We start from the raw sequence: 15,459 nt of genomic DNA, 5'->3' as shown, positions 1-15,459 counted from the left end.
AGCATGAATACGTATGCAACTTTTACGTGAACGTGAGCATACAACAGTAAGCTTAGCTTATGTGTAAAAGAACACGAATTTTCGTGCTGACAACAAAAAGGAAACACTATGCGCCTCATGTCACTTTCCCTGATCGGATTAAGCTGGTTTACAACTACGAGCTTTGCCGCATCTTTAGCTGTGAGCTCGCCAGATGGCAAAATCACTTTTACTTTGAGTGATGATAACAGCCAGCCGACCTACCAAGTCAGCTTTAACGACAAAACCATTATTCAACCGTCTAAACTTGGTTTTGATTTCGCCAGAGCTGCATCGATGCGTGATGGCTTAAATATCACAACACATCAGCGCTATAGCGTCGATAGCAGTTGGCAACAGCCCTGGGGCGAAGCCCGAGTGATCCAAGATAAACACAATGAGCTTGCTGTCACTTTTACCAAGCAGACGGACAAGTCGCCGCAATATATTGTACGGGTAAAAGTATTTGATGATGGTGTCGGCTTCCGTTATGAGGTTGCCCAAAATCAAGCGCTTTATATCACCAGAGAGTTAACCGAGTTCGCCTTTGCACAAAGCGATAAAAGTACCGCGTGGTGGATCCCCGCTCGTGGCTGGAATCGCTATGAATATGTATACAACACCACACCACTGCACGATGCCCCACATGTGCACACCCCGTTTACCTTAAAGAATCAAGACGGGGTTCATATCAGTGTGCATGAAGCGGCCCTAATTGACTATGCGGGTATGACCTTAAACCAGCGTCGCCCAGGAACATTTGTTGCTGATCTGACACCTTGGTCAGATGGCGTTGCGGTCAAAACCAATGGTAAGTTCAATACACCTTGGCGCACCCTGCAAATAGGCGATGAAGCCACCGACTTGCTTAACTCTCATCTTATTTTAAACCTCAACGAACCAAATAAGCTCGGTGATGTATCCTGGGTTGAGCCGGGTAAATACATCGGTATTTGGTGGGGCATGCACATCAACAAAAATACTTGGGGCAGCGGCGATAAGCATGGGGCGACTACGGCGCGCACTAAAGAATATTTGAGCTTTGCCGCTGACAATGGCTTTGATGGCGTGTTGGTTGAAGGGTGGAATATAGGCTGGGATGGCGACTGGTTCTTCAACGGTGATGTCTTTAGCTTTACCGACGCCTATGCTGACTTTAATATTGACGAAATAGCCAAGCACGGAGAAAAAGTAGGTGCACGCCTAATTGGTCATCACGAGACGTCTGGTAACGTCAGCAACTATCGTAATCAAATGGAGGCGGCTTTCGCACTCTACGAAAAAGCAGGCGTTCGCCAAGTTAAAACCGGTTACGTAGCCGATGGCGGCAACATCAAACGCATTGATGCCGAGGGCAATGCCAGATTCGAATGGCACGACGGTCAATTTATGGCAAATGAGTACTTAGACAACATCAAACTCGCAGCCAAACACAAGATCAGTATCAATACACATGAACCAATCAAAGATACCGGCCTGCGTCGTACCTATCCAAACTGGATTGCGAGAGAAGGGGCAAGAGGGCAAGAGTTTAACGCATGGGGCACACCACCAAACCCTCCGGAGCACGTGCCAATGCTTGCCTTTACGCGCATGTTAGCAGGACCTATGGACTTTACTCCGGGCATATTTGACATGGGCTTTAACGGCCTTGGCGATAAAACCAACCGCCCACAAACCACCCTAGCCAAGCAATTAGCGCTTTATGTTGTGCTTTATAGCCCAATTCAAATGGCGGCCGATTTACCAGAAAATTACCTCGCCAAGCCAGATGCCTTCCAGTTTATCAAAGACGTCCCCACTGACTGGGAAAGCAGTATCGCCCTTGCAGGAGAAGTGGGAGATTATGTTGTTTTTGCCAGAAAGGAGCGCAAATATAAACAATATAGTGGCAATGACTGGTTCTTGGGTGCTGTGACTGACGAGGAAGCGAGAGAAATTCCTATTGCTTTAGATTTCCTGGAGCCAGGTAAAGCCTTCGAAGCACAAATCTACGCGGACGGTGATAGAGCCGAATGGAAACAAAACCCTTACGAGATGAATATTTATCGTCAAAAGGTCACGAGTAATGACAAGCTGACGTTAAAACTAGCTGCCGGCGGCGGTGCCGCCATTCGCTTTAAAGCGCTTTAAGCATCAGGTGGCTACCCCGCAGTTGAGTAGTCACCGCTTTGGTCTGTACATTTAGTAAACTATGCCGTAGGGTGAAATAACCTAGTATTTCAAAGGAAAATAATATGAAACTTACCCTAGCAAAGAAAAAACTAAAACAATTAGATTATCAACAAAGTCAACTTGCCATAAAACTAACACCGCAAGCAGCGGGTGGTAGGGGACCAGAAACGGGCGTTATGTGTGAAACGACTAATAATGATTACTGGTGCCAACGTCCGAGTTCACCAGCTGTTACCTGCAGCGTACTGGAACGCTGCTTATAAACATTTCCCACCATATATAGGCTAGATATTATAAAAATATGTAGTTAGCCTATTTCCCAGTCAAACTCTCTGTATACTCAACGGCCAGCTCTCACTCGCCGCTGAGCTGAGTTATAAGTAATAATTTACTGACATTGATAGCTTGGTGTTACACCATTAGCAACTTCCCATTTCGCTGTTAATAACGACGCAGGGCCATTACTGTCATGGGATAGCTCCCAATTCATAATGCCACCGGCATTGAGCTTAGCGTACTGCGTTTTTGCGCGGATCGTCGGGATACCATTGTAGTAGCTGCTACCATCACTATCGCGACAGGCATTAGCAGGGTTCTCTTGTAGTAAGGTGCGATACGCTTTCCAAGTAGGTCTTGCGTAAAATGGTACGCCCAATACCGTTTTTTCTTTACTGAGCCCACGACCTTGCCAGTAAGCAATAGAATCTTTGGCATATTGCATAGAAGCATGATCAGTATTGTTCGCGTCGTACGCCATCAAATTTAAAAAGTCGATATCTTGGAATACAGATTCCAACACGCCACCACCGGTATAGCCAAGCGCCACCACGGCAGCCGTCAAAAATTTACCTCTGGCGCGTAACTCAACGCTTAGTTCCTTCATCAGTAATGCATAGTTATTTGCCGAAGCACCGGGATCTGGATATTCCCAATCCATATCAACGCCATCTAGATTATGCTGCTCTACAAACGCAATGACCTCTTGCACGAAACGGGCTCTACCTTGCTGTGAACTGGCGAATGTCTCGAATGCACTATCGTCACCCCCGTTCCAGCCACCAATGGCAATCCCCACCTTTACATTGTTGGCATGGGCCGAATTTACTAGCGCTGTCATTTTGCTTAAATTTTCAAGCGGTCTCAGTGTGCCATCTGCATTGGGTAGTAAAAATGAGTAATTGATATGGGTGAGTTTATCAAACTGAATATCACTCACTGCCCCCTGCCAACTTGGGAAATAGCCGACAATTTTAAAATTAGGGTCGCCAGGAGGAACCTCGTCAGACACAACACTGAAGTTCACCGCACTCGATTCACCTCGTGCCCCAGATACATCAGTTGCATAGACAGTTAATGCGCGATTACCTAGCCCCTGCGCTTGCCACATCACCTCATAAGGCGCACTGTTGTCAGAGGCGACAAGCGTGCCATCGAGATAGAATTCAACACTGTCGATTGCTGTGTTTTGCGGATGGCTTACTGCCGCCGCTAGGCTAACTGATGAACCCACTAACACTCGTGCGTTACTGCTTGGAGAGGTAACCGAAACTTGGGGCAATGGCGTTACCGGATCACAACCGCCATTGGCTTGCCAGACACCATAAGTATTGGAATTTTGGGCAGGGTTTTGGTTTTGCGTCCACCATTTCGCGGTGTATTTAGTTGATTGATAAGTGACTGCGTCGCCACCTGTATATACTTGCTGTGATTGCCATTGCGTTAAGTTGCTACAGTCTACCGCTAGTGCAACTTCCATCGCGCCCAAGAGCGGAAGTGCAATTAATAAATTTGTATATTTCATTACCTTTTTCCATGTTGTATGTCGGCTAAAGCAAGTCTTGCCGAGTTTAAATAAATGTTAACTTGCGATTCTAGCCTACCAGCATGGACAAATTTCGTACAACCCAACTCACTACGACCTTAGTCTAATGAAATAACCCCTCTCTTTAGGCCATTATTCGTCCTTGATTATGCTCGTTTATAAAATGTCCAACTAGTGCAGCGAGACTGTACAGATAAGGCTTAGCTCAGTATGCTTGCGGGTTTAGGCGCTATAAAGAGAATAATTAAGAGATGAGTACGGCATTTTCAAGACGATTTATAACCTTAGTCGAGCAATTTGCAGGCGGCAATAAGCGCCAATTTGCCCAGCTAACAGGTAAATCCCCTTCCCATATTTACCGTATTTGTCGCGGCTTAAGTCGCCCTTCAATGATATATCTTGAGCACCTTTATAGCCTATTTGCCATTGATCTGAACTGGTTACTTACCGGTGAACAACCCTTAGATAAACCACAAGGTCAGTTTAAAGATGAACTTACCCTCATACCTAAACTTGATATTGAGGCCAGTGCAGGTATGGGTAGTGTAATTGGTCATGAAGAAGTCACCGAGCAGTTTGCACTCAACCGTCGTTGGCTAAACTCCCATCTTGGCGTGTATTCAGAGAAGCTCGCCTTTGTCTCTATCCGTGGTGATAGTATGCAGCCCACGTTGCTAGACGGCGACATGGTGCTCGTTGACCTTTCACAGAATCAACCCAGTAAAGATGCGGTTTATATCATTCAAACGGAAGAGGGGCTAATGGCTAAGCGATTGCAACAAAAGCACTCTCAGCTCAAAGTGATCAGTGATAACCCCGATTACCCGAGCTGGGAGATCACCACTGATAATGCCGACAGTCACGGCATTGCAGGGCGTGTTGTTTGGTGTGGTCGCAGTATCTAAACTGCAACGTCACTATTCGTGTGATGCTCCTGCATCACACGGGTTTAGCCAGCTTATCCTGCACATTTGCTGTATTCACAAACTGGCTCAACACCAATGAGCACACCGCAAGTACAGCACCAAAGTAAAATACTAAGGATTGATCGTATAACCATACTAAGCCAAAGCTTGCAGGGATCACTACTGCTGCAATATGGTTAATGGTAAAGCTAACCCCAGCTGTTGCTGCGATATCTTCTGGCCGAGCAATTTTTTGAAAATAAGTTTTAAGTGCAATGGCCATCGCAAAAAACAGATGGTCGATGACATAAAGCGCTGCTGCAAAGCTTGCTGACTCTACTAATGCATAACCAATAAATACAAAAATTAGTCCCACATATTCCATTGTCAGTGTTTTACGCTCACCAATATGCCCAATCATTTGACCAATCTTGGGGGCGATAAATATGTTTATCAAATGATTCAACATATAAAGCGCGGTGATCTGTGCAACATCAAAACCAAACTTTTCCACCATTAAGAAACCCGCAAACACCATAAATATTTGTCGTCTCGCACCCGAGAAGAAAATTAAGGCGTAATATAGGCCGTACTCTTTTCTCAAAATGAGCTTTTTATGCTGCGTAGTATGCATTTCAAAGGCTGGAAAGCCGATAAACATAAATAGCGCAATGACAAAGCCAACCCCTCCAATGAGCAGATACATCCACTGATAGTCCGCAGAAAAGTAGCTAAAACCTAGCCATATTACCGCATAGGTGATCAGAGAAGCGATGGATTTAATAGAGAGCAAGATACCTAGTTTGGCCGGTGCCTCATCTTTATTGAACCATTGTAAACTGAGAGATTGATTCAGCGTCTCGAAATAGTGAAAACCTATCGACATTAACACTGTAGTTACATACAAACCATAAATAGTAGGCAACAAGCCCGTAATGGCGACGCCAAGCGATAACAAACATAAACTGATCAGTGCGAAGGTCTGCTCCTTTAACACCAATAAAACAAATACCGCTGTAAACGCTAAAAACCCGGGGATCTCACGCAGGGATTGCAACATTCCCATATTAGCGCCATTAAAGTTTGCGGCTTCAATCGCAAAGTTATTGAGCATGGCCATCCAGCCTGCGAACGTAACGGCCATAACAATGGTAGCGAGCACTAAGAAATTAAAAGGACTTTGCCATCCTTGAGAAGTATTCTTCATGATTATCTCCACATAAAGCACAACTATTGAAAAGTTATGGCTATAATATGGCCACTCGTTCATTTCTGATATACACAATTATGCCAAGTTCTTCATCAAAACAGACAACCTTTCCTTGGCGTATTCAGCCCAAATATAAACGCTTCTTAAAACCAACACTTGGCCGACCAATCCTGCCAAGAGCGGTAAAAAAAGCGGAATGGGAGCATGTTCAGCAACACCAACATGAGTGGGGTCAACTTGCATATACAAGTAATGGAGTTATTACAATAGTGACTCCAGAAGGCACATTCGTGATCCCTCCTGACCAAGCATTATGGCTTCCACCAAACCTCCCTCACGAAACATACTGCCGCTACGGTGGAGATTTTCGTAGTGTCTATATCGACAATAAATACACCGAGTTGTTAGGGAATAAAGCGAAGCTAATTGCGGTAGATGAACTACTGAAGCAATTTATTCTGGAGATCTGTACTTGGCAGGAAGATTACCATTTAGATGACAAAACCGAGCGATTTATCGATGTCTTTATTGATAGATTAACGTCAGCTGCAACGTGCCACTTTTTTATTCCAAGTGCACAGGATGCTAGGATTTTACCCATTGTGACCGAGCTACATACAAATCCAGGATGCAAAATAAGTTTAGAAACATGGAGTGAACAAGTCGGCGCTTCAACCCGTACTCTCAACCGTCTATTTCATAAATGCTTTATGATGGGGTTCAGTGATTGGCGGCAAAAATTAAGAGCTATCAAAGCGATTGAGCTTTTGAAAGATGGATATTCTCAGCAACAAGCAGCTGAATATTTGGGTTTTGAGTCTACTGCCGCATTTAGCAATGCGTTTAAAAAAGTCTTTGGCAAACCGCCAGGGCAATATCTCAAGAAATAACATATTTCAAGACTACTGCGATTGCCAGTATCCCAACTAACCATGCATGGCTTAATGTAATGTAAAAGGGCATACCAACGTATGCCCTTTCTATGTTTACACTATTTATCTAAGCCTTAATGGCGCTCAAATTAGAACTGATAAGTGAATGCACCGTAATACATACGACCAATGTTATCATAACTCGCAGTTCCAATACCCGTTCCTGTGGTGTAACCAGGCAAGTCTCTGTCAAATACGTTGTCGACACCTAATTCAAGCGTAATACCATTCTCGAAACTGTAACCACCACGGATATCTGTAATAAAATAGGTGCCATATCCCATCAAACTATTTGGATCTGGATTTCGCTTTAATTCTTGTTCGGTATAACTGCTCACTTCATCTAAGTAGCGAGTCTTTGAACCGAACTGCCAATTACCTACTTTATAACCAAGAGAAAGCATTGCCTGCCACTCAGCTTCACCAGTTGTTCCAGCATTTTGAATAAAGTCAGTCGGGTCAACTTGGAATGGATACTCTTTTCTACTAATCAGGTAAGTACCGATCAAGCTAGTTGTCATATGTCCTTCGAATAGATCAAAGTCATAACCAAACTCGAAATCAACACCTTCAGCACTTTGCTTTGCTACGTTTTGTGTAATTGAGCGAATATTTCTCAGCTCACCATCAGCATCACGTGTAATCAAAGCACAGAATTGATTATCTATACCTGTAAGTGAATCAACACACTTGTCTAGAATATCTTGCCCAGCTACGGCATCGATTGCATCGTCAATTTCTATTTTCCAGTAATCTAGTGTTACGGTGAAACCTTCAATTGCCTCAGGTGTATAAACTACACCATAGGTAATACTGTCTGACTCTTCTTCTTTCAATTCAGGGTTACCGCCCAACACACCTGGAATAGAAGAAACGGTTGCAACTGCATCAAAATCTTCTGGAATACCCAACGCGTCACAGTTCGTTCTGCGGTTTGCATCTTGAACCTGGCCTTTCTTACAAGGATCGGTAATGCTACTGAAAAAAGTTTCGCTCTGAGGGCCGTATAATTCTGTGATGTTTGGTGCACGCATAGCCTGAGACTTTGTAGCACGAATACGCAACTCGTCTGTCACACTCCAGTTGATACCAGCTTTCCAACTTAAAGTATCACCAATCGTTGAATAATCAGCAAAACGTGCGGCCAAATCAAATGATAAGTCCTGAACTAGCAATACATCAGACAGTAATGGAATCGAAATCTCTGTAAATGCTTCTCTTACCGTAAAGTCTCCATGTTCCTCTTGGATTGCATTCAAGAATGTAGCACCTGTTGCTGCAAAAGCATCAGGTAAAGAGTCGCTTTCTTCTTTACGATATTCGACACCAAAGGATACCCCAACATAGCCAGCAGGTAGTTCATAGATGGCGCTATTACTGATGTTAGCGTTGAATACTGTTTGCTTGATGGTGGATTCACTAATACTTGTGGTATTAAACCAAGCGGCAGCTTCGTCGCTCACGGCACCATAACCAAAGAGGCTCGTCGGCACACAACCTGCAGCACGAGCTTCAACATCTCGACAGACAATGTCACCATTTGCTAGCTTAATTGCATCTGCAGACTGTTTAACACGTGTTTTAATCGTATTACCAGCATTAGTCTGAGTTGTCTCTGTTTTTCCATATACAGCCGAAACATCGAAGTCCCAATCATCAGCAACTACACCTGTTGCACCAACTACAAACCGGGTTGTTTCACGCTCATTAAACTCATATCGACGCCCTGCATCTTCCATAAAACGGTGCATAGCAAATTGTTCCACACCTTTACTATCCATCAATTGAGCGAGTGATTCATGGATATAAGCATTATCGCGTTTGATAATGAACGCACCTGTTCCACGACTATTTCCATACTCAAAAAACGATGGTTGACCAATCGAATCAGCTTCTGATTTTGTATATTTAGCTGAAGCATACGCGTTAATATCAGTCGTAATATCGTAGTTGGCTTTGATATTTACATTGGTATTTTCAAAAGTAGGTTGTAACTCGGTATAACGAGTTAAATCAAGAATGTCACAATCACCAGAGCACTTCCCATAGTCGCCGTATGTTGTACCAAGTTTTTGAGGCCTTACACTGCCATCTGGGTTAAAGATATACCAAACAGCTTCGTCATTTTCTACTAAATAGAAGTTACCTTCTTTAGCATCGTCAAACCAACCGCCATTAGGGATAGTGAGTCTATCAGGTACACCATCGTGAACATAGTTACCGTCTTCGTCTCTATAATCTTTATCAGCTGGGTTTGACACACTAGTGATAGGCGCACGAGTTTGTGCTCTATCTTTAGCGGTCATACCATCTTGCTTTACATGAGAAACAGAGATACCAACATTACCTTTACCACCATTAAAGTCTACACCATAAGACAGGCTGAACTTTTCATTTTCATAAGGGCCTTCTTCAGCACTACCTTTAGATACACTCAGATCGAACCCTTGAATGTCTTTTTTCAAGATAAAGTTTACAACGCCTGTTACTGCATCTGCACCATATACAGCAGACGCGCCACCAGTGATGATTTCTACACGCTCAATCCAATTAGAAGGTATATTGTTTACATCAACGGAAGCCGTACCAGGGCTACTAGAAACATGCCGTTTACCATCCACAAGTACCAAAGTCCTATCAGTCCCCATACCTCGCAAATCTAACATGCTCAATCCGGCTGTACCTATAGATCTTCCAGCATTGGCGAGAGAGTAAGTATTAGCAAGCGCAGGCAAATCGTTTAACGCTTCACCAATATTCGTTACACCGCTCGATAGTAAAGATTCACCGCTAATTACCGTTACCGGAGCAGGAGCTATCGCCCCTCTCTAAGTATACGAGACCCGGTAACCTGAATTTTCTCAACTTCGTCGGCGTTGGTGCTTTGCTCCGCAAGCACACTTGTCGAGATAGATGCAAGCGCGCAGCTGACAGCAAAAAATACAGGTGTTCTTTTTATTACTGGATTACTTTTCTTCATCTCTTATTTCATACCTTAATTTATAAGTATTATTCTTTATAACTCAATCAATAAACTATTTTCTTACAATAGAAAAATCAAGATAATTTTTCCCTATTATATAAAAAATAACTATGCAGTTAAATTGAATTTAAAATCAAACTTCGGAAGTTTGAAAGAAAAGAACACTTATAAAATTATAAAAATGTTAAGGCTATATATTTTTGATTAATTTAACTTTAAATCTTAATGACTCAAAAAAGTAAGAGAAAGAAGCTAATTGGAAAAGTAGCTAATGAAAAATAAATTAACAATTTTACAAGTTATTTAAAATTACATTCAATAAATAAATTTCACTAACTACTAAAAAGCAAATAAATACCTGCAACCTTTACATAGTGATGAGCCCTAAAAAGCAAGAACACTAAATTTAATACTATCCCATTAAACTCAATAAAATATTCAATATTCGCAATTCTTACCCATATAAACTAAGCCGCTCAACATCAATCTGACTTAACCTAATACAACATGCTTTTCTGATTTCATATGGATTACCAACTGCATGCAGTCAATAAACAAGGGAAAGCTTTCTCGCTCTTAGCTACATTTAGGCAAAGCAGAAACTTTGCTATTCATACCAATTTTTCACCTCCCCATAAAATGAGACACTTTTAACGACTGCTAATACGGTATTTCACCCACAAATCAGGGTGGGATTCCACTTTGCTTATAGATTAACCAAAGAGTAACTCCGTCCTAAAATCACCGTTCCAAGCTGCTCCTCTTCGTTTAGCTGCTAAACTGTCTTTTTTACCTTGATGTTGCCTAATTATGTTTAAGCATACTCTGTTGAACAAAGCGATGTGTGCCGCCCCGTCTGGGTCTGCTACCTTTAATTTATCTTCTTTGAAAACAACATCTAACACCCAGTGAAGTCGATTCTCTATGTGCCAATGTTTGCGTATTACTTTTGCCACTAACTCTGGCTCTACCGCCAATGAACTGACATAGAAGTGGGAGGTATAACTGGTTTTGTCGCCTAATTTACGACCTCTTGCAACCTCAATCACCGTTTTGACATGAGGCCATTTCTCTTTGAGTTTCTGCGGTAATTTAATCGGTAGTTGCATAACTAGACGACTTTCACCTCGGCCATGAGCATTTCCATTGCTTTGTGTTTCTTCGTGTGGGCCCATGCTGTCATAGTGAGCTGTAAAGTGCTCAGCGATAGCATTGTGTAAATTACGCTGATTGGCTTTGACTTGGATAATAAAGTCGCCCTTATTCTTTACTATCGTCTCCAACGTTTTCGTTTGGCAATGCAGAGCATCAAGCGTCACAATGCAACCTTTACACGCTAATATGTCGATGATATCACGGGCAATTTGACCTTCTTGACCCTTATTTTGCGCAGCTTGTTGATACAAGGCTAGGCCATTATCAACATCAAATGCACTAACCACATTTAGCGCATTGTACACATTGTCTTTCCAACAACCTCGAAGCACTTTTCCATCAATCGCAATGTGTGGCTTTTGAGCTTCTTCACGACGAGAATTAATCCAATCTAGCAGAGCCTTAAGCAAAGCATCGGTATTTAAAGCTTTGATTATGTTTGCAATGCAGTGACGTTTGGGTATGCCATGTTCAAAAGGACGATGCTGCCTTAACCAATCCAGTTGCAACTCACCAAACTCTTGAATTGATTTCCATCCATCAGCGCCACTAAGCACGGCACTCAAAGTTAAAAACAAGACGTCGACAAGATTATGTTTGATATTAACATCGGTTCTAGGATCTTCAATCCACTTTAAATGTGTGATGATGCTCATTGTAACGACCTAAAAAATTGCGATGCGCAATCAGATCATAAAACCCCAATACTCGTCAATTTAAAGTTCGATCCCGCCCTGCCCACAAATTAGTTGATTCCATAAAACCATAGCTCTGCTTTTGCTTATAAATACGCGGCGAATAAGCCCCCCACAATGCTGTATTTATGGTGGGAGTGATACCATTCCGTAATGATTTGTGATCTAATTGTATTTATTTTTCAACTGACAAATAAACTTTGAATACTCATACTTCTGTCGAACTTTTCAAGTTAGCTAAATCAGAAAAAGACGCGCGTAAAAAGATCCGTTATTTAGCGGTCGCGCACTACCGTGATAACCACAATAAAACACAAATTGCTGCCATGCTGCATGTCAGCAGAAGAATGGTAAATGAGTGGGTGAAGCGCTACCTTAACGAGGGGCTCACTGGCCTTGACGCTAAAAAACCTATCGGTAAACGTTGTTATTTAAACGATGCGCAGCAGAAACAACTGTGCCAGTATATTGAAAAATACAGTCAAAATGACAACGGTGGTAGGCTGACAGGGTATCGTATAAAGCAATACATTGAAGATGAATTTAACGTCTCTTACCACCCTAATGCGATTTATAAATTATTGGAAAAATTAGGCTTTAGCTGGATAACTAGCCGCTCTCGCCACCCGAAACAGTCCGAACAAGTTCAGCAGGACTTTAAAAAAACTGCAAACGGAATTGATCAAAACGATCCCGCTATTTATCAACCTGAATGACGTGGATATCTGGTTTCAAGACGAGGCCAGATTTGGTCAGCAAAACACCACGACACGCCTTTGGGCAAAAAGGGAACCCGGCCTAGAGCAGTCAAACAACAACAGTTTGATTATGCTTATCTATTTGGCGCTGTGTGCCCTTCAACAGGACAGACTGAAGCACTCATCACACCATGGGTGAATATGAGTGTCATGAAACAGCATTTGCAACAAATATCTGAGAAGACAGCACCTGGACGGCATGCTGTTGTGTTAATGGACGGTGCAGGATGGCATCAGGGATCACTGGTAACTGATATTGATAATGTCTCCATTATCAAACTCCCTCCTTATTCACCAGAGCTGAACCCAATAGAGCAAGTATGGAGTTGGCTGCGTCAGCATCATTTAGCGAATCGTTGTTTCAAAGGTTATGAAGATATTGTTGAGAGTTGTAGTGAGGCTTGGAATGACTTTGTATCATGTACAAAACGAGTGGTTAAAATGTGTCAACGTGACTGGATAGAGGTGGGAAAAAGTTAAGATGGATTGGTATAAGTTTTCGCCCGCGGCATCATAAAAGTGTTTTGCAATATCTTTATACCGTACTCTCCCGTTAAGGGAGAGGAGTCCATACATCTCCTACCATGTTGCACTGTGCTGATACTGTGGTAGGAGCGAGTTTACCTCGCGATGTGTTGATTGGCTTGCGAGGTTTTTTTAATCGCACATAGCAAAAAAACCGTCGCATTGCTGCAGCGGGTTTCTCTAATTGGCCCTGACGATGTTCTACTTTCACATGGGTAATCCACACTATCATCGACGCTGTTTTGTTTCACTTCTGAGTTCGGCATGGGTCAGGTGGTTCCAAAACGCTATGGTCATCAGGAAAATACTGTTTTTAGTTTTTATTTTTATATTAAATTTGGCCCTGGCGATGTTCTACTTTCACATGGGTAATCCACACTATCATCGACGCTGTTTTGTTTCACTTCTGAGTTCGGCATGGGGTCAGGTGGTTCCAAAACGCTATAGTCACCAGGAAAACTGGGGGCAAATGTCTAATGACATCGTGCCTCGCACGAGCATTCCATTTGCGCAAGGTGAACCGATTTCGCGATACCGCTGAGGTTGGTCACCTTGTTTAATTCTTAAATCTGGAAAAAGCTTATTAAATTCTTTTGTCTACTTTAGTCTATTAACTTCTGTCGCTTATAAACCACTTTGGCGTTGTATGGTTAAGCCTCACGGGTAATTAGTACGAGTTAGCTTAATGCCTCACAGCACTTCCACATCTCGCCTATCAACGTTGTAGTCTTCAACGGCCCTTCAGTTGACTCTAAGTCAAAGTGAGAACTCATCTCGAGGCTCGCTTCCCGCTTAGATGCTTTCAGCGGTTATCGATTCCGAACGTAGCTACCGGGCAATGCAATTGGCATCACAACCCGAACACCAGCGGTTCGTCCACTCCGGTCCTCTCGTACTAGGAGCAGCCCCTCTCAATTCTCAAACGCCCACGGCAGATAGGGACCGAACTGTCTCACGACGTTCTAAACCCAGCTCGCGTACCACTTTAAATGGCGAACAGCCATACCCTTGGGACCGACTTCAGCCCCAGGATGTGATGAGCCGACATCGAGGTGCCAAACACCGCCGTCGATATGAACTCTTGGGCGGTATCAGCCTGTTATCCCCGGAGTACCTTTTATCCGTTGAGCGATGGCCCTTCCATTCAGAACCACCGGATCACTATGACCTACTTTCGTACCTGCTCGACGTGTCTGTCTCGCAGTTAAGCTTGCTTCTACCATTACACTAACCGTACGATGTCCGACCGTACTTAGCAAACCTTCGTGCTCCTCCGTTACTCTTTGGGAGGAGACCGCCCCAGTCAAACTACCCACCAGGCACTGTCCTCAACCCCGATTCAGGGGCCTAAGTTAGAACATCAACACTACAAGGGTGGTATTTCAAGGTCGGCTCCACACAAACTAGCGTCTGCGCTTCAAAGCCTCCCACCTATCCTACACATGTAGGGTCAATGTTCAGTGCCAAGCTGTAGTAAAGGTTCACGGGGTCTTTCCGTCTAGCCGCGGGTACACAGCATCTTCACTGCGATTTCAATTTCACTGAGTCTCGGGTGGAGACAGCGTGGCCATGGTTACACCATTCGTGCAGGTCGGAACTTACCCGACAAGGAATTTCGCTACCTTAGGACCGTTATAGTTACGGCCGCCGTTTACCGGGGCTTCGATCAAGAGCTTCGCCTAAGCTAACCCCATCAATTAACCTTCCGGCACCGGGCAGGTGTCACACCGTATACGTCATCTTACGATTTTGCACAGTGCTGTGTTTTTAATAAACAGTCCCAGCCACCTGGTCACTGCGGCTCTCGTTTGCTTACAGAGCAAGTCTTTCACAAACAAGAGCGTACCTTCTCCCGAAGTTACGGTACAATTTTGCCTAGTTCCTTCACCCGAGTTCTCTCAAGCGCCTTAGTATTCTCTACCTGACCACCTGTGTCGGTTTAGGGTACGATTCAGTATGAACTGAAGCTTAGAGGCTTTTCCTGGAAGTAGGGCATCAACAACTTCACCACCTTAGTGGCTCGTCTCGACTCTCAGCCTTGGCAACCCGGATTTTCCTAAGTCACCAGCCTACAGCCTTTCACATGGACAACCAACGCCATGCTTGCCTAGCCTGCTCCGTCCCCCCATCGCATTCATACCGAGTACGGGAATATTAACCCGTTTCCCATCGACTACGCTCTTCAGCCTCGCCTTAGGGGTCGACTCACCCTACCCTGATTAACATGGGATAGGAACCCTTGGTCTTCCGGCGGAGGAGTTTTTCACTCCTCTTGTCGTTA

The 15,459-nt window shown here is 43.7% G+C and carries 7 protein-coding genes, 3 rRNA genes and 2 pseudogenes (1 of these 12 only partly in view); 5 read left to right on the top strand and 7 right to left on the bottom strand.

All coding sequences use genetic code 11. The features are described 5' to 3' along the window. Positions 1–117 precede the first annotated feature (117 nt). Positions 118–2,151, top strand: a complete 2,034-nt coding sequence (locus tag B1L02_RS00590; RefSeq protein ID WP_410477303.1) for a glycoside hydrolase family 97 protein — start codon at positions 118–120, stop codon at positions 2,149–2,151. Between the two features lie 104 nt (positions 2,152–2,255). Further along, a complete protein-coding gene (locus B1L02_RS00585; protein ID WP_088529529.1) occupies positions 2,256–2,456 on the top strand; it encodes a hypothetical protein in 201 nt (66 codons plus the stop codon). Positions 2,457–2,581: 125 nt separating this feature from the next. Here B1L02_RS00585 and B1L02_RS00580 read toward each other — a convergent pair whose 3' ends face one another. Continuing rightward, positions 2,582–3,994: a glycosyl hydrolase family 18 protein gene (locus tag B1L02_RS00580; protein ID WP_088529528.1), complete on the bottom strand. Its 1,413-nt coding sequence runs from the start codon at positions 3,992–3,994 to the stop codon at positions 2,582–2,584. A gap of 272 nt (positions 3,995–4,266) precedes the next feature. Here B1L02_RS00580 and B1L02_RS00575 point away from each other — a divergent pair, with 272 nt between their 5' ends. After that, a complete protein-coding gene (locus B1L02_RS00575) occupies positions 4,267–4,920 on the top strand; it encodes an XRE family transcriptional regulator (protein WP_088529527.1) in 654 nt (217 codons plus the stop codon). 34 nt (positions 4,921–4,954) lie between these two features. On the opposite strand, the gene B1L02_RS00570 is transcribed toward B1L02_RS00575, so the two are convergent. Then, on the bottom strand, positions 4,955–6,127 hold the full coding sequence (locus B1L02_RS00570) for an MFS transporter (RefSeq protein ID WP_088529526.1): 1,173 nt from the start codon (positions 6,125–6,127) through the stop codon (positions 4,955–4,957). An 80-nt stretch (positions 6,128–6,207) separates the two neighbouring features. On the opposite strand from B1L02_RS00570, the gene B1L02_RS00565 reads away from it, so the two are divergent. Next, entirely contained in the window at positions 6,208–7,020 is an 813-nt protein-coding gene (locus tag B1L02_RS00565) for an AraC family transcriptional regulator (protein WP_088532226.1), read from the top strand. Between the two features lie 131 nt (positions 7,021–7,151). Here B1L02_RS00565 and B1L02_RS00560 read toward each other — a convergent pair. Continuing rightward, a pseudogene (locus tag B1L02_RS00560) lies at positions 7,152–10,042 on the bottom strand (TonB-dependent receptor plug domain-containing protein). Between the two features lie 716 nt (positions 10,043–10,758). Further along, positions 10,759–11,856, bottom strand: coding sequence for an ISAs1 family transposase (locus B1L02_RS00555; protein ID WP_088529525.1), 1,098 nt, complete (start codon positions 11,854–11,856; stop codon positions 10,759–10,761). 239 nt (positions 11,857–12,095) lie between these two features. Here B1L02_RS00555 and B1L02_RS00550 point away from each other — a divergent pair. After that, positions 12,096–13,133, top strand: a pseudogene (locus tag B1L02_RS00550) (IS630 family transposase). Positions 13,134–13,366: 233 nt separating this feature from the next. On the opposite strand, the gene rrf (B1L02_RS00545) reads toward B1L02_RS00550, so the two are convergent. The 3 genes from rrf (B1L02_RS00545) to B1L02_RS00535 all read right to left on the bottom strand — a co-directional run. Next, a 5S ribosomal RNA gene (gene rrf / locus B1L02_RS00545) occupies positions 13,367–13,479 on the bottom strand. A gap of 40 nt (positions 13,480–13,519) precedes the next feature. Next, a 5S ribosomal RNA gene (rrf, locus tag B1L02_RS00540) occupies positions 13,520–13,633 on the bottom strand. Between the two features lie 191 nt (positions 13,634–13,824). After that, positions 13,825–15,459 (bottom strand): 23S ribosomal RNA (locus tag B1L02_RS00535); it runs 1,250 nt beyond the window's last position.

This window comes from Pseudoalteromonas piscicida, assembly GCF_002208135.1.
Taxonomy (GTDB): Bacteria; Pseudomonadota; Gammaproteobacteria; order Enterobacterales; family Alteromonadaceae; genus Pseudoalteromonas; species Pseudoalteromonas piscicida_A.
Note: the sequence above shows the minus strand (reverse complement) of the source record. Positions and strands in the feature narration are given on the sequence as shown.